At 59.9% G+C, this 22,449-nt stretch carries 18 protein-coding genes and 2 pseudogenes; 3 read left to right on the top strand and 17 right to left on the bottom strand.

The features are described 5' to 3' along the window. Nucleotides 1-51: 51 nt before the first annotated feature. The 3 genes from PspTeo4_RS06765 to PspTeo4_RS06755 are packed head-to-tail and all read right to left on the bottom strand — an operon-like array spanning nt 52 to nt 2,929. Nucleotides 52-384, bottom strand: a complete 333-nt coding sequence (locus PspTeo4_RS06765; RefSeq protein ID WP_322362934.1) for an NIPSNAP family protein — start codon at nt 382-384, stop codon at nt 52-54. Then, nucleotides 384-2,105: an FAD-dependent oxidoreductase gene (locus tag PspTeo4_RS06760; RefSeq protein ID WP_322362933.1), complete on the bottom strand. Its 1,722-nt coding sequence runs from the start codon at nt 2,103-2,105 to the stop codon at nt 384-386. Before PspTeo4_RS06760 ends, PspTeo4_RS06765 begins: the two co-directional genes overlap by 1 nt. Next, nucleotides 2,102-2,929 (bottom strand): SDR family oxidoreductase, encoded by an 828-nt coding sequence (locus PspTeo4_RS06755; RefSeq protein ID WP_322362932.1) that lies wholly within the window; start codon nt 2,927-2,929, stop codon nt 2,102-2,104. The genes PspTeo4_RS06760 and PspTeo4_RS06755 overlap by 4 nt, the downstream gene beginning before the upstream one ends. A gap of 177 nt (nt 2,930-3,106) precedes the next feature. Between PspTeo4_RS06755 and PspTeo4_RS06750 the strand changes: the two genes are divergently transcribed. Further along, complete coding sequence (locus PspTeo4_RS06750) at nt 3,107-3,985, top strand: helix-turn-helix domain-containing protein (RefSeq protein ID WP_322362931.1); 879 nt, start codon at nt 3,107-3,109, stop codon at nt 3,983-3,985. Nucleotides 3,986-4,083: 98 nt separating this feature from the next. Beyond that, a complete protein-coding gene (locus PspTeo4_RS06745; protein ID WP_322362930.1) occupies nt 4,084-5,175 on the top strand; it encodes a helix-turn-helix transcriptional regulator in 1,092 nt (363 codons plus the stop codon). A gap of 13 nt (nt 5,176-5,188) precedes the next feature. Here PspTeo4_RS06745 and PspTeo4_RS06740 read toward each other — a convergent pair whose 3' ends face one another. Then, nucleotides 5,189-10,879 (bottom strand): putative Ig domain-containing protein, encoded by a 5,691-nt coding sequence (locus PspTeo4_RS06740; protein WP_322362929.1) that lies wholly within the window; start codon nt 10,877-10,879, stop codon nt 5,189-5,191. A gap of 162 nt (nt 10,880-11,041) precedes the next feature. After that, nucleotides 11,042-11,551: an SRPBCC domain-containing protein gene (locus PspTeo4_RS06735; RefSeq protein ID WP_322362928.1), complete on the bottom strand. Its 510-nt coding sequence runs from the start codon at nt 11,549-11,551 to the stop codon at nt 11,042-11,044. An 86-nt stretch (nt 11,552-11,637) separates the two neighbouring features. Between PspTeo4_RS06735 and PspTeo4_RS06730 the strand changes: the two genes are divergently transcribed. Next, a complete protein-coding gene (locus PspTeo4_RS06730; RefSeq protein ID WP_322362927.1) occupies nt 11,638-12,546 on the top strand; it encodes a LysR family transcriptional regulator in 909 nt (302 codons plus the stop codon). Between the two features lie 151 nt (nt 12,547-12,697). Here PspTeo4_RS06730 and PspTeo4_RS06725 read toward each other — a convergent pair whose 3' ends face one another. From PspTeo4_RS06725 to PspTeo4_RS06670, 12 genes and pseudogenes are all read right to left on the bottom strand, one after another. Then, complete coding sequence (locus tag PspTeo4_RS06725; protein WP_322362926.1) at nt 12,698-13,471, bottom strand: IclR family transcriptional regulator; 774 nt, start codon at nt 13,469-13,471, stop codon at nt 12,698-12,700. 69 nt (nt 13,472-13,540) lie between these two features. Further along, nucleotides 13,541-14,998 (bottom strand): amidase, encoded by a 1,458-nt coding sequence (locus PspTeo4_RS06720; RefSeq protein WP_322362925.1) that lies wholly within the window; start codon nt 14,996-14,998, stop codon nt 13,541-13,543. Beyond that, nucleotides 14,995-16,305 (bottom strand): citrate-proton symporter, encoded by a 1,311-nt coding sequence (locus tag PspTeo4_RS06715; RefSeq protein WP_322362924.1) that lies wholly within the window; start codon nt 16,303-16,305, stop codon nt 14,995-14,997. Before PspTeo4_RS06715 ends, PspTeo4_RS06720 begins: the two co-directional genes overlap by 4 nt. A 95-nt stretch (nt 16,306-16,400) precedes the next feature. After that, the gene (locus PspTeo4_RS06710) at nt 16,401-17,576 is read right to left on the bottom strand and encodes a M20 aminoacylase family protein (RefSeq protein WP_322362923.1); all 1,176 of its coding nucleotides are present in this window, start codon (nt 17,574-17,576) and stop codon (nt 16,401-16,403) included. A 169-nt stretch (nt 17,577-17,745) separates the two neighbouring features. Next, nucleotides 17,746-18,096: a hypothetical protein gene (locus PspTeo4_RS06705; protein WP_322362922.1), complete on the bottom strand. Its 351-nt coding sequence runs from the start codon at nt 18,094-18,096 to the stop codon at nt 17,746-17,748. 64 nt (nt 18,097-18,160) lie between these two features. Beyond that, a pseudogene (locus PspTeo4_RS06700) lies at nt 18,161-18,451 on the bottom strand (sugar-binding protein); the annotation flags it as partial. Nucleotides 18,452-18,724: 273 nt separating this feature from the next. Next, nucleotides 18,725-18,994, bottom strand: a complete 270-nt coding sequence (locus PspTeo4_RS06695; RefSeq protein WP_322362921.1) for a hypothetical protein — start codon at nt 18,992-18,994, stop codon at nt 18,725-18,727. A gap of 104 nt (nt 18,995-19,098) precedes the next feature. Continuing rightward, nucleotides 19,099-19,410 carry a hypothetical protein gene (locus tag PspTeo4_RS06690; RefSeq protein WP_322362920.1) on the bottom strand — a complete coding sequence of 104 codons (312 nt, stop codon included), beginning with the start codon at nt 19,408-19,410 and terminating at the stop codon, nt 19,099-19,101. A gap of 253 nt (nt 19,411-19,663) precedes the next feature. Next, entirely contained in the window at nt 19,664-20,398 is a 735-nt protein-coding gene (locus PspTeo4_RS06685; RefSeq protein ID WP_322362919.1) for a hypothetical protein, read from the bottom strand. Next, entirely contained in the window at nt 20,391-20,636 is a 246-nt protein-coding gene (locus PspTeo4_RS06680; protein WP_416196907.1) for a GH-E family nuclease, read from the bottom strand. Before PspTeo4_RS06680 ends, PspTeo4_RS06685 begins: the two co-directional genes overlap by 8 nt. Before the next feature lie 394 nt (nt 20,637-21,030). Next, a pseudogene (locus PspTeo4_RS06675) lies at nt 21,031-22,013 on the bottom strand (type IV secretion protein Rhs); the annotation flags it as partial. Nucleotides 22,014-22,016: 3 nt separating this feature from the next. Beyond that, a complete protein-coding gene (locus PspTeo4_RS06670) occupies nt 22,017-22,448 on the bottom strand; it encodes an NTF2 fold immunity protein (protein WP_322362917.1) in 432 nt (143 codons plus the stop codon). Nucleotide 22,449 lies beyond the last annotated feature (1 nt).

Raw genomic sequence — 22,449 nt, 5'->3', positions numbered from 1 at the left:
GCGAAGCCGGTGCCATGCACCGCGTTGCCTTTATCGCCGGCAAGCCGTCTCCTACAGGGATCGCTTCAAGGCTTTGAATTGCACGGGCCTGACGATCCGCGTCTCCTGGGCCACCACCAGGTCACGGGTCGCGTGCAGGTACGCGGCGAAATCCGGGTCGGCATCACGGGCGGCGCTGCGTTTTTCGAAGTCGTCGAGGCTGTCGTAACCCCACAGGTGCACCACCTGGTTCAACGGCCCGATGCTGCTCACATAGAACGCCAGCGGCGGGCCGAGGTGGCGCAACAGAATCGGCATCGCCAACGTATCGAAGGCCTCGAGAAACGCCGCCATGCACCGCGGGCGAATGGTGTAGATACGGTGGTCGACAATGGCCTTGTCCATCACGCCACCTCCTGTGCCGGGCCGGCCGATGCCAGCCCTTGGTCCACCCCCGCCAGGTGGCGGCCGGTGATGTAGCCGAAGGTCATGATCGGCCCCAGGGTGATGCCAGCGCCGGGGTAGTTGCCGCCCATGATGCTGGCGCGGTCATTACCCACCGCATACAGCCCGGCGATGGCACGCTGGTCGGCGCCCAACACTTCACCGACCACGCTGGTACGCAGGCCATCGAAGGTGCCGAGGTCGCCCATCACCACCTTCACGGCAAAGTAAGGCCCCTCGCCCAGCGGTGCGACGCAGGGGTTGGGTTGCTGCTGCGGGTCGGCCAGGTAGCGGTTGAAGCTGGTGGTGCCCCGGCCGAACTGGCGGTCTTCGCCGTGCACGGCGCCCAGGTTGTACTCGTGTACCGTGCGCTCCAGCCCTTGGGCATCGATGCCGGCCTTGTGCGCCAGCTCGGCGAGTGTGTTGCCCTTGAGCAGGTAGCCGTTACGCAGCAACGGCCCCAGCGGCATGGGCGCAGGCTTGGCGTAACCCAGGCCGTACTTGGCCAGGGTGCGACGGTCGCAGACCAGCCACATGGCGGTTTCGCACTGGCCTGCACAGGCATCGATCAGGGCCGCGCCCACATCGTGGTACGAGTTGGACTCGTTGGTGAAGCGCTGCCCCGAACGCAGTACACCGATCACCCCCGGCTTGTAACGGTCGAGCAGGTGCGGGAAGGCAACATGGCGACCGCCGCCCATCGGCACCTTCGACACCGGCATCCAGGCCGCCGCCGCTTGCAGGCGGATATCCACCTTGGCGCCCAGCGCCTCGGCCATGCGCGCGCCATCGCCGGTGTTGCCCGCCGGCACCGGCGAGAAATGCTCGCCGCCCCGGCGCACATGGACGTACGCCTGGCCGATGCGCTGCAGGTCATGGGAGAAACCGCCACAAGCCAGTACCACGCCACGCCGGGCTTCGATGCGCAGCTCGCCATCGCCCTGGCGCGCCAAAGCGCCGCTGACCCGCCCGCCTTCGCGCAGCAACTGCCTGGCCGGGGTGCCGGTGAGAATCGGAATGCCCAGGTCCAGCGCCGACTTCACCAGGCGCGCCGCCAGGGCGTTGCCACTGGTCACCTGGGTGCCCCGACGGTACAGCGCCAGTTCCTTGAGGTGGGTCAGCAGCCGTTTGGCCACATAGACGAACGAGGTCAGCGAACGGGTGACGTTGAAGAAGTGCTTGAGGTCGGCATTCGAGGAATTGAACATCATGCCGATGAAGGTGATGGTCTTGAGCGGCGGGCGCAGCCGCGCCATGTCGGCGCCCAGCTCGCGGATGTCATAGGGTGCAGCCAGAATCGAGCGGCCGATATCGACGCCACCGCCAACGTCCGGGTGGTAGTCGGGGTACAGCGTCGGAACGAACTTGACCGTGGTCTCGCGCTCGAAAAACTCCACCATCTGCGGCCCATGGCGCAGGAAGGCATCCACCCCTTGCGGGTCGAAACAGGCACCGGTCTCGTTGCGCAGGTAGGTCAGCGCGGCGTCCTGGCTATCGTCTTTGCCGGTGAGTGTGTTGCCCGGCACCCACAGCACCCCGCCGGAAAACGCCGTGGTGCCACCGAAGCAATCGTCTTTCTCGATCACCAGCACGTCCAGACCATGCTTCTTGGCAGTGATGGCCGTGGCCAGGCCGCCGGCCCCAGCGCCAATGACCAACACATCGCAGGTACGCGTATTCATGAGCGTGCCCCCTCGAAACCCGGGCGCGGGATCAACGCCATGGGCATGCATTCCAACCCGCCATCCACGGTCAGTTCGGCGCCGTTGATGTAGTCGGCCCGGGGGCTTGCCAGAAACAGCACGGCCTCGGCGATGTCCTGTGGCTCGCCGATGCGCTGGTTGGCGGTCATCGCGCTGCGCTGGCGTTCGATGTTCGGGTCGGCATAGAACGCCGCCGACAATGGCGTGCGAATCAGCCCTGGGCACACCGCGTTGCTGCGCACGCCACGCGGCCCCCACTCCACGGCGATCTGCCGCGACAGCATGCTCACCCCGGCCTTGGCCGCGCTGTAGGCGCCGCTGTTGGGCTGCGGGTAGTGGGCGGCAATCGAGGCCACATGCACCATGCGCCCTTGGCCACGGGCGAGCATCGCCTTACCAAAGGCCTGGGCGCACAGCAGGTAGCCGCTGAGGTTCACGGCCAGCACCTGGTTCCATTGTTCCAGGGTCAGGGTCTCCAGCGCGCCAGGGCGCAGCACGCTGGCATTGTTGACCAGCACATCGCAGCGCCCGTGCAGGGCCTGCACCTGGGCGGCGGCCTGCTCGACGCTGGCCGGGTCGGCGATGTCGCAGGCCAGGGCGCTCACTTCGCCGACGCTGTGCTCGCTCAGGGTGGCGGCCAGTTCGCGGCATTTGTCGATATCGCGGTCGAGCAGCACCACATGGGCCTGCTGCTCGACCAGCGCGCCAGCCAGCGCCGCACCAATGCCACCGGCCGCGCCGGTGACCACGCAGACGGCCGAGTCCAGGCCCAGCCAGTTGGAGGAAATCTTGTTGTTATGCATACCGCTCTCCAGAGTGTCGCTTGATCTGCCAACAGCCTAGGGCCGCCACCCCAATCGGCAGAATGGACAAAACCTGCAAGCGCCCCCACATTCCCGACAATTTCGTCCATGCCCACAGCCGCTCGCGCGCGGCTGTGGCACAGTGGCCGGGTAGCGACCAGAACAATTACAACAACCATGAACAAGATCCCCAATTACGCCCTGTACGGCGAAACCGCGCAGCCGGTGTGGCATGAGTCCCTGCATGTGGAGTCGATCTCCAAGCGCTCCGGCGCGCACAACTGGGAAATAGCCGCGCACCGCCACGACGGGCTGCTGCAGCTGCTGTACCTGCAAAGCGGCGCTGGCGAGGTGCTTTTCGATAGCGAGCGCGTGCAGGTGCAGGCGCCGTGCGTGGTTTATGTGCCGGCGCAGGTGGTGCATGGCTTTCACTGGGCTGGCCAGGTCGAAGGCCAGGTGATCACCGCCGCCCAGCACCCGCTGGAAAGCATCGCCAAAGTGCTGGCACCCAACCTGCTGGTGCAGATCCGCAAACCCCAGGTACTTGGCATGCCGTTGTGGCGCGATGAGGAAGACCCGTTACTGCCCCTGTGCCGGGCCTTGCGCGAGGAGTACCACAACCGTGCCCGTGAGCACGTCGCCAGCAGCATGTCGTTGCTGCTGACGTTGCTGATCCAGGCCCTGCGCCAGGCCCACGACACGCCCGGCGAAGCGCGCCGTCCGCAGTCCAGGCGCAGCCAGCAACTGACTGGGTTTCGCGAACTGGTAGACATGCATTTTCGCGAGCACCCGCCGCTGGCCTTCTATGCCGGCGAACTGGGCATGACCCTGGCAACCCTGGGGCGGTTGTGCCAGGTGCACCTGGGCATGACCCCGATGAACGTGGTCAATGCCCGGCTGGTGCTGGAGGCCAAGCGGGCGCTGGGCCATTCGGACTCAAGCGTGAAAGAGATAGCCCATGAGCTGGGCTTTGCCGATGTCGGCTACTTCAGCCGGTTCTTTCGCAAGCAGTGCGGGGTGAGCCCTAGTGCATTCAGGGCCAGCAAGGCTGGGTAGATGCCGACAGCTGGTGTTGCGCAAGTGAAGGCCATAGGCCATATATAACTTTAGTATGGGTCGCACTTCTGGCGACCATAGGGCGGCAGGTTACCGGCATGGTCGATCAGGTCCGTGAACAGCAGCTCTACGATGAACTGGTCGGCCTGTGCTACGAACATGCCCTGCACGCGACCACATGGCAGCCGGTGCTCGACCGACTGGCGCAAGCCTGCGGCCATCAATGGATGTTTCTGGTCATGCATTGCGAGCAGCAGCCGAGTTCTACCGCCGTTAACGCTGACCCCTGTGCCTGCGCAGGGATTGGGCAGCTGGGCTTGCCGCCGGGCATCTCAGCGTTGTGTCTGCCTGCCAATAGCGCGCGCCCGGCAGGTGGCTGGCAGGTAGACCTGATCGACTTTGCCACGAACGACCAATCGCAAGCCGCCGAGCAGCCACTCGGCCTGCACAATGTCGCGAGTATCCGGCTGGAAGCACGATGCTTGGGCGGGCTTTACCTGACGGCCCTGCACCAACTGAGCGAACCCCTCCCCACCGCCCACCACTTTGCCTTGCTCGAGCGCATCACCCCGCACCTGCTCAAGGCGATCAAACTCACCGCCCGCATCAACAGCCTGAAACTGGACCTGATAAAACGTGACGTGCTGCTCGATCACCACACCGCACCGCTGTGGCTCCTCAGTGGCGAGGGGCAGGTGCTGCACAGCAATCATGCCGCACGACAGCTGTGCCTGAGCGGGTCACTGCTGTACGAACACTGCGGCCATTTGTGCAGCAGCAGCCAGCATGAACGACTGCGGGCGTTGATCCGCATTGCCGCCGACAAAGAAGAAAGGCGGCGACGCCCCGGCTGGTTGCGCCTGGGCGCTGCCCGTCGGCATGACCTGCTGATCACCCCTGTGCCTGCCGATGCGGCAGCCAATCGCTCATTCAAGGCCCCATTGGTGCTGCTGGCCTTGCTCGACCATCATTGGCACTCACCGTTACTCGCCGAGTTGTTCCAGCTGACGCCAGCCGAGCAACGCCTTGGCGAACTGCTGGCTCTAGGACTTACATTGGAGGACTGCGCCAAGCGCCTGAACGTGTCCATCAACACGGTGCGCACGCAACTGCGCGCACTGTTTCGCAAGACCGACACCACCCGGCAAGCGCAATTGATCAGCCTGTTCACCCGCCTCAATGGCGGGTGAACGGCGCCGAAATCTAGCTGTAGAGCTGCAGATCCGTGCCCGCCAGTTGTGTGACACCCGCCAGGGTCACCACCGCCACCGCATTGCCATTGGCGGCACCGTCAGCATCGTAATACAGGGTGTGATCGTCCTGGTTGAACACCAATCGCGCCCCTGCCGCCTCATGGGCATTACCGGCGACGTTGGCCAACGCATCGGCCACTGACTGACCTTGCAGATTGAAGACGCTACTGTTGAGCGCGACCGTGTCGGCGCCTTGGGTAAAGTCCGTGATCAGGTCGGCGCGATACTGCGGCGCCTGGGCAAACTGGAAGATATCGTTGCCCGCGAAACCGGTGAACCAGTCAGTTTGCGCTGAACTGCGGATGATGTTGGCAGAGGCGTCACCGGTCCATTCCAGGTGGTCCAGAACAGGGGTGTTGTTGGCGTCGAAGCGTTTGCTCAGGATGCCTGAATTGAAGCCGTCTGCGCCATCCTCCGTCCAACTGGCGATGTAGCCGCCATCACTCAAACTTTCCAGGCTGGGCTCTCTTACAGAACCGGACGTGATCGAGTTGACCAGTTGGGTCTCTCCATCCACCGCGCCCGTCGCATCGAACTGTTGGGTGTAGTAGTTGTATCTGCCCGAAACGACGCCGACCCACCCTATTACATAGCCACCGTCTTGCAACGGGCAGATAGCCGTCTGCGCCGGGAAGCGGGTTTCTGGTATGAGCTCCGTCACATCGGAAATACTCACCCCACTGGCGTCGAAGCGCTGGGCGTAAATAGATGAACGACTCAGAGCGTCATGGTACGTCGACCAACCTACGACATACCCCCCGCCAGCCAACGCAGTGATCATTGTGGCTTCCACAAAACTCCCTGTTGCACCGGCGACTTGATGTATACCCCCAATTGCCGAGCCCTCAGCATCGTAGGCCTTGATGAATACGTTGCTGATGCCTTGAGGGTCAATTATCTGCATACATACGACGCTGCCACCACCCTCCAACTTTACAATTCCTATAAGCGTTTCGAATTGTAGCCCGGCGTTGTCAACTTCCTGCTGGAGAGCAATCGGCACACCCGCCTGATCGAAACGTTTAAGCTGGGTAGAATAACTTCCTACGAGCACATTTAACGCTTGCCAGCTAATCACATACCCACCATCGGATTGCACAGCAATCGAAGGTGAAAGGCAAAAATCAGAGCCAGTATTTACTTGGGTCTCACCGCCTATGGCTACGCCTTCCGCGCTATAGCGCTGCACATAAACGTTACGGCCCGAGGTGCTTTGATCATTTGCCACCCAACCAATGATATACCCACCGTCAGCGAGCCCTTCGACAGTTGACATATAGCGCGAACCGCCAAAACTGCTATTGACTACAAATTCAGTGCCAACAAGATCCCCATTAACGGCAAAACGCTGTGCATGGATTTCAAAATCATTCGTTCCATTAGTTCGATAACCCCAAGAGATGACATAGCCACCGTCTTCGAGGCGTGCAATCGATGGCTCAAACTGCTGATTCACAACGAGTGTGTTGACTTTAGCCTCCCACACCGCCGCCTTCAGACTTACACCGCCAGAGAAACCTAGCTGTTCAACATTGTGCAAACTGTCGATACCTTCATTGCCATCAGCAAGATTTTGATCCATGACCGTTATAGCACCAGCCCCCGCCATCGTGATTTCAAAATCGCGCTGGCTGCCCGCATAGAGCACGGTATCGACGCCGCCGGCAGCGAATACCGAGTCATTGCCTTGCCCCGGAAGCACTCGTTCATCAGCATTACCGAGATGTATCACGTTATTGCCGGCATCGGCTCTGAGCTCCAGCGTGTTCTCCACCGCAACCCCTTGCGCTGTGAACCTTTGGCTGTAGGCACCTTGGTCACCGGCACCGGACTCGGCAGTGACCCAACTGACAATGTAACCGCCGTCGTCCAACGCAATGATGTCTGGATTAAATTGAGAGCCGAACGTTATGCCGTGCACAGCTTGCACTGGGCCAACTGGGGCCAGGGCACTGTCATACTGCTGGACGTAAACACCCCAGCCAGCGTCACCGGGTAGTATAGAAACCCAACTGACAGCGAAGCCGCCATCGCGCAACTCGACCACTGCCGGTATTTGTTCTGCATTTACATATTGGCTGGTCGCCACAACAGGGCCGGTCTGGGCTACGCCAGAGGCATTGTACTTTTGCAGGTAGACCGCATGTCCATGAAGACTCCAGGACAGCAAGAAACCACCATCACTCACAGCGGTCAACGACAGCCCGGAGTTTCTATCCACATTGCCAGCCGAAAACTCACTACTCATGGCTGTGCCTGTGGCAGAGAAATGCTGCAACAGAATTCCGGTGCTGGACAAACCCGGCACCCAGCCAACTATAAAGCTGCCATCTGCCAGCGATGTAATTGCCGTTTTTGAAGTCTCGGCAGAGTAAATCTCTTGCCCACCCAACACAATCTCGTTGATAAGCCCAGTAGCAGGGTCAAATATTGCGCCCCTCACCCAGGACTGACTACCCCCTAAGTTTTCGCTCCATACCAGAACATTGCGTCCGTTTTCGAGCATATCGACATTGATGTTCGAAGAGGCTTGCAAGTCCACTGGCACTTCCTGCATGCCCAATGCATTGACATAGACTGCATGTCCATTTGGGTTTCCAAAGCGAACCCCAGCATCCCAAGCGACGATGTAGCCGCCATCGGATGTCGACGAGACGCTCATATGAGGCTCAAATGCAGATCCTGCTCCACCGACCAGAACCACATCGCCAATACGCCGTCCTTGGTCATCATATTTCTGGGCGTAAATCCCACCTGACCCGTTCAAATCATTCCACCACACGCCGACATATCCGCCCGTGCTCAACTTTGCAATCGCAGAATCGAATGCGCGCCCCGCAATTGGCTGCGACACCGACTGATAACCACCAAGAGAGCCCACTAGCGAAACGGCTGCATCAGAAAAACTTAGCTGTTCGATGTCCTGTAGCCGGTCCTTCCCAGGTTCACCACTGCCCGCACTCCCCTCCACGGCGAGAAAACCATCGAGCCCGAAGGTAAACGTGTACTGCCCCATGGTGCCGGCATACTGGGCGACGTCAAAACCATCGCCGCCCTCCAGCCGATCGTCGCCAGTACCGCCGACCAACACGTCATCCCCGGCTTGTGCCCGAAGCACATCATTGCCAGCGAAACCGAAGATAGCTTCGTTGGCGGGGCTGCCTTCCAGTGTCTCGCCCGCGTCGCCGCCAATCACTTCTTTCATCACGTTCAACTGGAAGGTATCGGTGACTGAACTGCCGCTGTTATCGACCGCCGTGATGCGCACACTCAAGGGTGTCGCCTGCGTACCCTCCGGCACGCTACCGCTGAACACCCCCGTTGCCGCATCGAAACCGAGCCAGGCCGGCAAATCGTCGCCATTGGCCAGAGACGCGCTAATGACCAGGCTGTCGCCATACACTTGATCGATGTCGCCAAAGGCAGGGTTCGGCAAGCTGAAACTGAATGAGCGGCCAATACCGACAAACCGGTCTGGAGCCGGCGTGACCACATAGGGCGCATCATTGGCATTGAGCACGGTGAGCACAAAATCATTCACTGCCTGGAGGGTGCCGTCAGAAGCCGTTACCCGCAGATTCAAGGTCGCCACATCAGCATTGCCGGGCGTGCCCGAGAAACGATGGGTGACAGCGTCAAAGCTCAGCCAGCCGGGCAACGGGTCGCCATTGGCCATGCTGACGCTGTAGGCCAGTACCGTGCCCACATCCACATCGGCGAAGGTGTTCTGTGGAATGACGAAATCGAACAGCACACCTTGCTGCGCAACCTGCCCCGCCAGTGGCGCGCTGACCGTTGGCGCGTCATTCACCGCCGTCACATCGATGCGCAGCACATAAGCATTGGTTGAAAAGGCCAACCCATCACTGACCCTGAAACCAATGCTGGCATAACTATCGCCATTGCCATTGAGCCCAGGCACAAACCGCAATTTGCCGGCATCGAGGTCCACCCGGCTGATCACCTGGTCCTGAACCACGGCGTTCCACGCGCTGCCGTTGAAATACTGCAGTGCGCCAGCTGTCGGCAGACTGGTGATACGGACGCCGGCCAGCGGGCTGGCTTCGGCATCCTGATAGGCACCAAAGTCGCCTACGGCCAAAATGACCGAGGTGTCCTCCAGGGTGGTCTGGCTGTCATTGCTGGACACTGGGGCACTGTTGACCGGCAGCGTGGCAGCGGCCTTGAGCGTGGCGTTGTTCCAGACCGTATTGTTGTCGAAGCGGACCCTGTCGATCTCGTAGTCAGCGTTGAGGTAGAAGTTTCTCACCGTCAAGGTCTGCGAGGCGCCCAGCACAAGCATTTGCAGGTCGTTGCCAGTACGCACGAAGCGCACGTCGGCAGGGTTGAGGCCCACCAGCTGCAACAAGTCGACATCGCCTGCGGCGCCGCCGCTGTTGTCGATCACATCATTGCCATAATTACGACCGTAAACGTAGGTGTCGTTGCCACGCCCGCCGCTGATGAAATCATCGCCGTCACCGCCATCGAGGCGGTTGTTACCGGTATTGCCGACAAGCCTGTTGGCTTGCGCATTGCCAGTGCCGCTGACATTGCCGTTGCCGAGCAACTCGAGGTTTTCCAGGTTGGCACCGAGGCTGTAATTGAGCGCCGTGCGAACGGTATCGACACCACCGCCAAGCAGTTCGGTGACCACATCGCCGGCTTGCTCGACCGTATAAATGTCATCACCGCTTCCACCGACCAGGGTGTCGTCACCTGCGCCACCTGTCAGCAGGTCATTGCCAGCGTCACCGTTGAGTGTGTCATTACCCGCGCCACCCAGGAGCGTGTCGTTACCGTCACCGCCACTTAGCACATCGCTGCCACCGGCGCCGTCGAGCACGTTGTCGCCACTGTTGCCGACCAGTGTGTTGGCGAGCGCATTACCGGCACCACTGAGGTTGGCCCCGCCGACCAAGGTCAGGCGTTCCAGGTTACTACCCAGGGCATAACTGATGCTGGCCCGCACCAGGTCATCACCGGCCGAGTTGGCCTCGACCACCACATCGCCCGTCGCATCGACGATGTAGGTGTCGTTGCCCTGCCCGCCTTCCATGCGGTCGTTGCCGGCACCACCATCGAGCGTATCGTTCCCGCCATTGCCCAAGAGCGTGTCATTGCCGCCCAGGCCCGACAACACATCATCGGTCGGGTTGCCATTGATGACGTCGGCCCCGTCGGTCGGCGTGACCGGCGGGTAATACAGGTTCGCCAGGATATCGGCGGCGTTCCAGCGGGTGCCGTTGGCAAACTGGATACGGTCGATGGCGTGGTCCGCGTCCAGGAAGTGCTGGCTGATGGTCAACGTCTCACCACTGGCCAAGAGTGTAAGCACCAGATCGTTGCCAATACGGTAGAGCCGAATGTCACTCACATTCAGACTGATCAGGGCGATGACATCGACGTCGTTGTTGGCACCACCTGAGTTATCGATCACGTCGGCACCGTAGCCAAGGCCGAAGCGATACGTGTCATTGCCACGACCGCCTACGAGCAGGTCATTGCCGGTGCCTCCATCCAGTACGTCGTTGCCGGCGTTACCCAGCAAGGTGTCGTTGCCACCCAAGCCATTGAGCGTATCGGCCGAGGCAGTCCCATTCAGTGTGTTGGCGTTATTGTTGCCGTTGATGGTAGCCATGGCTTCACTCCAGTCGCGAATGTCACCCCCCGGCTCTAGCACTGTAGGCGGTCGCAAACGGCTCGCCATCATCCAAATGCATGATGGATCAAGCCTTTCGTCCTGTTTCACGCCACTGCGCGCCAGCCAACGCTCTGACACCCTGCTGCCAGGAGCCTGCGTCTAGCGACTGGCCTCACACGCCGCCTTCACCAGCCCGTCCAGCCAATCCTGATGGCCATTGATCATCGGGTTTGGCCTGGCCTGGGCAAGCGCTTCGGCGGGTTTGCCGTTCTGGGTTTCCTGGGTCAGGATGCGCACCCGACCGCCGTCCAGGTCTTCGATCAACCAGGCATGGTGCACGTCCAGGCGGCTATCGCCCTCCCCAGCCCAGCCATGCCAGGCGATACGGCCCGGCTCACCGGCCATTGGCGGCACGAACTCGTTGCATTGCGCCTCGACCGGGAAGCCAAAGGTTTCGAAGTAGAACCGCACACCGTCCGCCAGCGCCTCGACGCCCTGCCCGTGGTAGCGCACGTTGGCCGAGTTGGCGTAGTAGCTCGGCCACGCCTTGGCCTGGCTCAGCAATGGCCAGACCTGCGCAGCGGCAAGCCCTGCGACGATCACTTCATTGGAAGCGAAGTTGTCGGTGAACCCCGGTACAAAGCCTTGCGGCCAGATGATTGCATTCATGGTACGTGCCCCTGATGTGATGGATTGAAGGCATCTTGGGTGCTAGCCTGAAATAACGCCAATCGCCATTTGTTATCCACTGCATCATGAATGCTGATATCAGAAACCTTGACCTCAACCTGCTCAAAGCCCTCGATGCGCTGCTCGACGAGCGCAGCGTCACCCGCGCCGCCGACCGCCTGGCGCTGACCCAACCGGCGGTCAGCGGCATGCTCAACCGGCTGCGCGAGAGCTTTGACGACCCGCTGTTCGTGCGCGCCCAGCGGGGCATCGTGCCAACCCTGCGCGCCGAGCAACTGGCCGCACCTGTCAAACAGCTATTGGCCGATATCCAGGGCCTGCTGCAACCCCAGGCCTTCGACCCCGCCACAGCCAGCATGACGGTTAAGCTGGCCTCGACCGACTATGCCCTGCGCGCGGTGGTGGCGCCGTTTCTGGCGACACTGCGCGAGCAGGCGCCGAACATTCGTGTTGCCGTGCAGCCTGTGGACCCGCAGGCGCTGGCTGCACAGATGGACCGAGGTGACATCGACCTGGCGCTGGTGACACCGCAAAGTGTGCCGACCGGGCTGCATTGCCAACCGCTGTTCGACGAGCGCTATGTATGCGCGATGCGTGCTGGACACCCGGATGCGCGTGCTGAGGCACTGACCCTCGAGCGTTTTTGTGCGCTGGACCATGCGCTGGTGTCTTCCTCCGGCGGTGCTTTCCAGGGCGTGACCGATGAGGCATTGGCACGCATCGGCAAAGCGCGGCGGGTAACGCTGTCGATCACGAGCTTTTTGATCCTGCCTGAAATCCTGCTGGCCAGTGACCTGATTGCCGTGGTGCCCGAGCGCCTGGTGGTGCAGCAAAAGGGCTTGCGCCTGATGGAGCCGCCGCTTGCCATCGAAGGGTTCAGCAAGACCCTGGCCTGGCATGAGCGCACTGATCGGGACCAGGGGCAGCGTTGGGTGCGGAGCGTGTTGATGGACAGTTGCCGGGCGCTGGGCTGAATCTCAAGCGCAGCCATTCAAGGCGACGCTTATACCCTGTGGGAGCGGGTTTACCCGCGAAGACGGCAGTGGCCGCGCCGACGCCTTCGCGGGTAAACCCGCTCCCACAGAACCGTGCTGAACCCATGCATCAAGGTTTACCAGGGGCTGCTTACAGCACCAGCGCCTGCTGCACCTCACCCACAGTACTCGCCAAACTGTTCAGGTGCAGGCTCAACACCCGTTCCACCGGCGCCTGATCCAATGGCCAATGCAAGGCGATGCTGCCCGCCACCCGTCCCTCGGCATACACCGGCAAGGCAATCGCGCGGATCAGGAACGGCAAGCGCACCGGGTACTCCCAGAAGCCTTCGGTCCGTTGCCCAAAGCCATTGTGGGCATCCTCGTCAAGGTTGCGCATGACCGCGTCATCCCCAAGCCGCTCATGGGCTGCCAGGCGTTGAACCTCATCACGCGCCAGCTCCCCCAGGCACGCCCGGCCCATGGCCGAATGGAACAGGCTGGCATGGTGCCCGACGATCTGGCAGTTGTTCGGGTAGCGCTTGCGCAGCACCTGCGGTATCGCGCTTTCCATCACCTCCAGGCGCTGGCCATCGAAACAGGACAGGTCCGCCACCAGCCCGGTACGCTCGCTCAACTCCTGCAACATGGGCGCCGCGCATTCCACCAGCTGGCGCTTGAAGCGCAGCTGGCGGTCGCCGAACAGGCGCCGGGCACACAGCCGGTAACGCCGGTCGCTCAGGCCGCGATACACCCACCCCTGCTCCTGCAAGGTGGACAGCATCCGCGACACCGTGGCCTTGGGCAGCGTGGTGAGGTAATGCAGCTCCTCCAGCCCCAACGCCTGGTGCTCGCCAAGCAATTCGACGATGGCCAGCGCCCGTTCCACCGAACGTACGCCACCGGTGTCTGCCGTGGTGCCCATGAATATGACCTCCCTGTCTGTGCGTGGATGGTCAGAATGCCCAGCAAGATACGGGCCTGCCAAGGGCTGTCACGGTGCCAGCAGTGACGTAGGCGGCCGTCGTTCGACCCAACGGGTGAGCTGTTCATGGGCATAGGCCAGCTGCAGCACGGCATGGTCGGCTTGCGCCGGGCCGATGATCTGCAGGCCCATCGGCAACCCTTGGGGGTTGAAACCGACCGGCACGCTGATGCTCGGCAGCCCCGCCAGGGTCGGGCCGACCACCACCTCCATCCAGCGGTGGTAGGTGTCCATCGACCGCCCACCGACCACCTTCGGCCACGCCTCGCTTGCCTCGAAAGGAAACACTTGCGCCGATGGCAACAGCAGGAAATCGTAACGCTCGAACAAGCGGCCCAATGCGCGATACCACTCGCTGCGGTCGACGGAAGCCTGATACACCTGTGCCCCGCTCAGGTGCAGCCCGCCCTCCACTTCCCACTGCGCCTCGGGCTTGAGCAGCGCCCGTTTGCCGGGGTCGGCATAGGCCGCGGCGAGGTTGCCGTGCACCAGGAAGTGGCGATGGGTGAGCCAGCATTGCCACAGACGTTCCAGGGCAAAGTCCGGCTGGCACGCCTCGACCTGGCAACCCAGTTCGGCAAAATCCGCCAGCGCCGTTTCGCACAGCGCCATCACGCCGTCGTCCATGGGCAGGTAGCCGTTGTAATCGCCCAGCCAGCCCAGCCGCACGCCCTTGAAGTCACGCTGCAGCCCCTGGGCGAAATCAGCGGTCGGTGCGCTGATCGACAGTGGCACCCGAGGGTCGTACCCCGCCTGCACCGACAGCAGCCGGGCCACGTCCGTGACACTGCGGCCCATCGGCCCTTCGGTTGCCAGTTGCTGCGCGTAAACCTCCGGCGCCGGGCCATGGGGCACCCGACCCTGCGAGGGGCGCAGGCCATAGACATTGTTGAACGCCGCCGGGTTGCGCAACGAGCCCATCATGTCGCTGCCGTCGGCCACCGGCAGCAGGCGCAAGGCCAGCGCCGCCGCTGCCCCGCCACTGCTGCCACCGGCCACGCGGCTGGGGTCGTAGGCATTGGTGGTGGTGCCGAACAGCGTGTTGTAGGTTTGCGAGCCCAAGCCGAACTCCGGCACGTTGCTTTTGCCCAGGATGATCGCGCCACTGGCCCGCACCCGCGCCACGCTGATCGCATCCTGCTGCGGCACCTGCTCGGCGAATAGCGGCGAGCCCAAGGTAGTGCGCAAGCCGGCGGTGGCCGCCAGGTCCTTGATCGCCTGGGGCATGCCGTGCATCCAGCCCCGCGAGTGGCCGCTGGCCAATTCGCGGTCGCACGCATCGGCCTCGCTCAGCAGCGCCTCAGCCGGGCGCAGCGACACCAGTGCATTCACCTGCGGGTTGTAGCGCTCGATGTGGCCGAGGTAGGCCAGCATCACCTCACGGCACGACACCTTGCGAGCATGAATCGCCTGGGACAGCGCCTCGGCATCCAGGGCGACGATGGGGTCGATAGCTAACGGCATCACGATTTCACTCCAAGGTTGAACGCTGCAGACCTGCCCGCATGCGGGGCTTCTCTCAGGCAGTAAGTGGCCAACAGGGTCAGCAGGCAGGCAAACAGCACGTAGAACGACGGCGCCACGGGGGTGCCCAGCACCTTGCTCAGCCAGGTTACGATCAGCGGCGCAAAACCACCGAACACCATCACCGCAACGTTATAGGCCACCGATACCCCGGTGGAGCGCACCTCCACCGGAAACTGCTCGGCCAGTGCGGTGGGCGCAGGCCCGAAGAAGCCACCGATGGCCGTGCACAGCAGCAGTTGCATCACCAGCAGCCGCTCGACCGACGGCGCCGCCGCCACCCACACATACAGCGGGTACACCATCACGAAGAACGCCAGGGTGAAGGCCATCAGCACCGGCCGACGGCCCAGCCGGTCCGACAGCGCCCCGGACAACGGAATGACCACGGTCATCAACCCCACCGCCAGCATCTGCACCAGCAGCACCTGGTCCAGCGGCAGGCCCAGGTTCTTGTGGGCGAAGGTCGGCATGTTCACCAGCACCACGTAGAACGACACCGTCGCCCCACAGGCCAGCCCCATCGATACCAGCAGGCTGCGGCGGTGCTCACGCAGCACCTGCCACAGGCTTGGCGCCTGGCCCTTGGCCTGCTTGCGCGCCTCCAGGAATTCCTCGGGTTCTTCCATGTGCTTGCGAATCCACAGCCCCACCGGCCCGATCAGCAGGCCCAGCACGAACGGAATGCGCCAGCCCCAGCTGTCCAGCGCCTCGGGGCTGCACAGGTGAGTGACCAGCGCCACCATCGCCGCCCCCGAGAACACCGCCAGGCACTGCCCCACCAGCTGCCACGACCCGTACAGCCCCTTGCGGTGGGCCGGGGCACTCTCGACCAGGAACGCCGTGGCGCTGGCGTATTCACCACCGGTAGCGAAGCCCTGGAGCATGCGCGCCACCACGATCAGCAGCGGCGCACCCATGCCGATGGCGAGGTAGCTGGGGGCAAAGGCGATCATCGCGATGGACACCGTCATCAACCGAATAATCAGCTGCATCGCCGCCTTGCGGCCCTTGCGGTCGGAATAGATACCCAGCAGCACACCGCCGACCGGGCGCATGAAAAAGCCCACGCCGAAGGTGGCCAGGGCCATCAGCAGCGACGCGTATTCGTCGTCGGAGGGAAAGAACTGCCGGGCGATGATGCTCGCCAGAAAGCCGTAAACGATAAAGTCATACCACTCCAGCGCGTTGCCGATGACCGCCGCGACCACTTGCCGGGTACGCGACGCGCCTGTGTTGGAAATCTGCATGGGGAACACTCCATCCATCTGTTGGCCAGAAACGGTTCAGAAATCGCCCGGGCGCAGCTGCGCCCAGGTTCCAGCGGCAGTCGTCAATGAAGTATTCAGGCCGGCTTGAGCCAGCTCTCGGTCAGCGCGCCCCAATAGGCGGCGCCGGTCAGCAGGATGTCGTCGTTGAAGTCGTAGGCGGGGTTGTGCACCATCGGCCGCTGCAGGCCATTGCCGATGAACAGGTAGGCGCCTGGGCAGCGCTGCAGCATCCAGGCAAAGTCCTCGCTGCCCATCAGTTTGCGGGTGTTGCCGTCCACCGCCTCGGCGCCGAGCAGTTCCACCCCCACCTGCTGGGCGAAGGCGTTTTCCGCAGCGTGGTTGACCAGCACCGGGTAGGCCGGGCGATGTTCGATGCTGACGCGGCAGCCATAGCTTTCAGCCTGGCTGACAATGACCGCGCGCACCCGTTCGAGCATCTGCGCACGCACCTGAGCATCCAGCGCCCGCAGGCTCAGGCGCAGCAGTGCCTGTTGCGGAATCACGTTGGCGGCCTCCCCCGCCTGCAAGGCTCCGACGGTGACCACGGCGGCCTCCTGGGCATCGATGTTGCGCGCCACCACCGTCTGCAACGCCATCACCACACTGGCGGCGGCCACCAGCGGGTCGACCGTCAGGTGCGGCATCGAGCCATGGCCACCGACGCCCTCGATGGTCACCGTGAGCAGGTCTTGCGAGGCCATCATCGGCCCTTCGCGAAAGCCCAGTTGCCCGGCCGGCAGCCCCGGCATGTTGTGCATGCCGAACAGCGCATCGCAGGGAAAGCGCTCCAGCAGCCCATCGGCCAGCATCGCCTCGGCCCCGCCCTGGCCCTCCTCGGCCGGTTGGAAGATCAGCGTCAGCGTGCCATCGAACTGCCGCGTGGCCGCGAGATAACGCGCCGCGCCCAGCAGCATGGTGGTGTGCCCGTCGTGGCCGCAGGCATGCATGCAGCCCTGGTGCCGGCTGCTGTAGGCCGCGCCGGTGGCCTCGACGATGGGCAGCGCGTCCATGTCGGCACGCAAGCCAAGCTTGCGCAGGCTGCTGCCGTTGCGCAGCACGCCGACCACACCGGTTCTACCGATGCCGGTGTGCACCTCGTAGCCCCAGTCCTCCAGCAAACGGGCGACCAGTGCCGAGGTACGGCTTTCTTCGAAGCCCAGTTCGGGGTGGGCGTGAATGTCGTGGCGAATGGCGTGCAGGTCGCTGGCCACGTCGTTCAGCCAGGCCAGGATGTGTTGATGTCGGGACATGTGGAATCTCCTCGCGCGGGTGGGTTCCCGTTCTTGTTGTTCGCTTCGAGATCACGACAGGTAAGGCAGGTCGTGCTTGGCGACAGCTAAACGCGAGTGGTGCGCGAGCACAATCGAATGTGGTTCCGTGCTGTGGAACAAGGGGCCGACACCCCGGCCAGGCCTGCGCTCAACCGCCCCAGAAATGCCTGTACACGGCATAGCCGACGGACAACACGGTGAGAGACAAAATGAATCCTGAAAGGCTTCGCCCCATGTAGATATGGCTGTAGGGCACGATATGGGGGCGTGTTTCGGGCGGGAGGCTTTTGAGGTAGCGGTGGCGTACGACGAAGAACACTACGCTGATGACGGGGTAGATGAAGACTACGGCAAGGACAGCGTCGTAACCGCCAAAAAGTGCGAGGAACATCGGGGTGAAGAGGTAGGCGCATTTTACCCAGAAGTCCATTTCCTCGAGCATTTCGCGGGCTGCGCTGCCGGGGTCTGGTTTTTTGCGGGTTGGTTTGGGTTTTGGCATCGGGGGACTCCGTGTCTGATGCTGGGGGGACCAGTATGCGGCATATGATTGTTGCTGTTCAGGCAATCGGTGAAATAGCTTCGCGCTTCTCGATTTGGTTGCCCCATGGGTCGTAGCGATACTCCTGATCCCGCCACTGCTTGTCGAACTGCCGGGCATTGAAGTCCAGTCGGTTGGCGGCGGCGTCGTAGCGAAACTCCTCGCTGCCGATCAGTGAACCGGTATCCCGGCTGCGCAGTTGGCCGTTGGCTTCGTACTCGTATTTGATCTCGCCTCGCAGTTTGTCCAGCGTTCCAAGGTGGTGCTCGTAGCTGATGTTGCGGCCAAGCGGATCGACTTCTTCGACCAGCCGTGAAAAATCATCGTACTTCAGTGCAAAGCGGTTGCCGTCAGGCAAGGATCTCGCTGTTTTGACCGCCGTTGAGGAGGAAGCGCAACGGTGTCCCGTTGGATGGTGACGCCAAGGGATCGGGGGCACTGCCTCCCAGCACGAACATATCGACGGTGGGGTTCTCGAAATCAGTCGATAACGCGACTTTTACAGCGATTCGGTTGTCGATTTCGCTTTAGACTCGCTGACCTACAAGAACCACTGTCTGCACTCGTTCTTTTCCTACAAATATAAAAATTAAGCCTGAAAATATTCGTTAGAGTCTGAATTCTCCAAAAAGATTGAAATCCATGAGTCCTTGACATTCCATAAATCGATTCCTACTGTAGGATTTTCTGGATTTTCATGCCACCAGATAAACGCCTCACCCTTTAGCGTACCATCACCCAGCGCCAAATAGTCACCAGCCCCGCTAGAGAAAACCCCTAGCATGTCAGGAAGCGCTCGATACTCTTCATCACATAGATCCTTGATTTGAACAAAATCTTCCAGTTGCGACGGCCCCATAGTACAGCCAATGTAAAAACCAAAGCCGTTATGCAATTCTGAGTAAAAACGCCTAAAATCAGCAGGAAGTCCAGGGTATCCATCCAGAACTGAACCTTCAAAACCTACTGGAGCGCCCCCATATAGAAATACAACTCACCATTCTCTACGTACACATACATGAGATACGGCTTGTCACTTACCGCCAGAACAGTGCCTATTACACACTTATCAAGCCACGCACTTACCCAAGGCAAGCTCTCAGTAAAATCAGCCCACTCCGCGGGAATATGTTTTTTTTCACTATTTAGAAAACCGAACCCAAGCCACTGCTTGGGAAATTTCACCTCAAGGGGTACATCACTAGATGCAAAATACACATCATAACCCTTTAACTCACTCACAATGCGCTGCTTTAAAGGCTCAGACCAACTCATTCTCATACCCCTCAATACCCTGAAAGCAAACCACTAATATACCGCTGTAGTTCTGACTCCAATTTAGCAGCCTTATCCATCATGGCAGACCAAAATGCTGGATCAACAGAAATATCCCCTTTCTTGTATAGTTCCCACTCAGAAAAAGATTTCGCTCCTTGTCTGCGCGGCCATCTTGCCGGACTGCAACTGGCGGTTACCGCTCCACTACTAAAGACCGTCAAGTCAAAAAACCTCAATCCAGCGGATCCCGTCATTCCGCCAGGACAAAGCTATTCAAAGCCTCGACCAATTTTGAATGAGTCAGTACATCTTCATCTTTCCGATTACGAATCAGAGTAAATACGCCTTTACTTGCAGAAAGAATTTCCACCACATCGCCCTTATAATTCGTAACTTCAATGAAACCACTAACCACACCACTGAGATTATCTATCTCAGACAGCAGAGTAGGATACTTCATTAGCACACCAGCCTCATGGGTACCCGTTTCGGTGACTGGATTGTCAAAGTACACCTTGATTTTAGGGCAAACATCTCTATCCCAACGGAAGACGGGAATCATTCGCTGAATCATTTCTTTAAACTCCCCCTCAGATTCAGCGCCTGAGAACTCACATCGATGTATCGGAATACAAAGATACAAATTTTCTCTCTTGCTTTCCAATCGACCCTTCAAGCTACCGTGATAAGTGTTCGGCACAACTAGCGCATGAGTAAACCCATACTTATTTGAAGAGACCTCGAACACAACAATTTTATCCTGACTCAAAAAACCAGGTACCTGATCAACAACTGCTACAGAAAAATCCTTATCACTTAAACCCTCAGAAATGACGAGCAAATCTCGCTCACCTACACTTTTCAAGCAATACTCATAAATTACCTTTGGAAGTTTTTGATGAAAAAAATAGCAACCAGTGTATTCATCCACGCTAGCGAAAGACTGCAACAAATCATCCTTAGAAAACATACCAACCTCACTCATAGTCTGGCCCTACGCCCTGCCTATACCTTATACCATCAGCAGCCATTTTAGCGACATCGGAGCTATTGGCAGAACGCAATCGAATACTCATATTATCTGTATCGTTGTAGAAATCGTTTCGCGCAGCGCGAGTGGAATTATAGCCCTGTTCATTCCAGTGCTCAATAACTGGCTTATTATGCTCTATGGTGATACGAGAATCATTTCTTTGAACAACTTCCATATCAGCTGTAAGCACCTTCCCAGTATCTGGCCCATCCTGAATAGTATTAGGCTCTGTACGAAAAGCCTTGATATTCGGTGATACTGCGTTGAAAACTGCCTCGGAATGCTCATTTACAACCCATAAACTCCGTTTCCTCGATAGGCCGCATTATTCTCGTTCACCAGTGGCGTCAGTCGCAGTGGTTTTTCGCATATAACACGTGTCCGCTTACCGTCAATACCCTAGTGACTGCGCAGGATAGAAAAACGTCGAACAAGTCAATCCATTGACAACTTGAACAGGCTAAGAAACTTCAGCCAATAGCAATACCAAACCCCGCCAAGACACTACAAAACATGCTATTTTAAAGAATATTAAAAATCAAAATGACCTTCACCTAAACTTGATAATATGTGAAAACCTCTTTAAGGCATCGCTTGTGCTCGACCTGGCCCTTGATCTCCGGCTGCTTGGCAATCCGTCGCCCCAAGCTGTCATAGCGATAAGCGCCCGTGCTTTCCAGCTTACCCGCCACCCAGGTTTCCGCCCGCACCAGCCGGTTCTCACTGTCATAGGCAAAGTGCTGCAACTTGCTGTTCCCCGAGCGCTTCTCGATCAGGTTGCTCCACGGGTCGTAGCGGTACTCCTGATCCCGCCACTGCCTAATACGGTTGTCCTTGACCTTGTCGAACTGCCGCGCATTGAAGTCCAGTCGGTTGGCGGCGGCGTCGTAGCGGAATTCTTCGCTGCCGATCAGCGAACCGGTATCCCGGCTGCGCAACTGGCCGTTGGCTTCGTACTCGTACTTGATCTCGCCGCGCAACTTGTCCAGCGTGCGGACCAACTCTCCGGCCGGGTCATACTGGTAACGGCGGTGAATCGGGTTGTAAGCATGCTGCACCAGCAGTTCCGGCTGAATACCCGTGTTCTGGATCTGCGAGAGCTTCTCCGCTGGCAAGGTCGAGGCAAACTGCCAGGCCTTGCGGCCCATGGCATCGTAGCCGAAGCAACTGGTCAGCTTGCCTTGCGTGCGGTACACCTCGCGGTGCAGGTCATCGCGCTCGATGTCGCTGATGACCTGGCCGTCGAGGTTCAGCTGGTGCAGGTGGCCGCTGCCGTAATACAGATGGTTGACCTTGCGGCCGTCGGGCAGGGTCAAGGTGGTCAGGTTGCTGAGCGGGTCGTACTCGTACTTGAGTGCACCACTGGAGGTGACTTCCTCGGTCAGTCGGCCTAGTGCGTCGTAGACATACGCAAGCTTTTCTTCGGTGATGCCAATTGCTTGGCAGTACCGGTGGGTTGCCGCTGGATGCCCAGCAACCGGTCGCCATCGTCGTGTTCGAAATCCTGCCGACCGTCGCGGTTAACTTCTGCGAGCAGTCGGCCAACGGCATGACGTTCAACCAAGGTTATCTAAAGAGGCACGCGCTTCCATTTCTCATCGAAATTCAACATCTCTCTCTTCCTTATCTTCCACTCCCCCCCTTTCACAACCAGATGAAACCTAGAACAGACCTCTGCCCCTTTCATCTGTTGCACTTGAACAATCATACTACCATCACTACTAGATATTAGCTCCACCTCATCAGTTTTTGGATCATAAGTAGCAGGCCTTGTACAACCCAGATCAATCAATCGCCCGTAATTCGACTTATCTTTCAAGGCAAACGCGTCAAGTATCCGCTCCAATTTCAAGGCATAATTTTCTTTCAGCGCTAAATCATCCACACCCTTACTCAAGCCGTCTTTACGCTTTTCAAAAAATTCACACTCCCACTCATTCATTTCCTGCATGAATTTCTTAAGCGACTCAGGAACATTTTCTTTAATATCACTTTTGGCCATA

This window comes from Pseudomonas sp. Teo4, assembly GCF_034387475.1.
Taxonomy (GTDB): domain Bacteria; phylum Pseudomonadota; class Gammaproteobacteria; order Pseudomonadales; family Pseudomonadaceae; genus Aquipseudomonas.
Note: the sequence above shows the minus strand (reverse complement) of the source record. Positions and strands in the feature narration are given on the sequence as shown.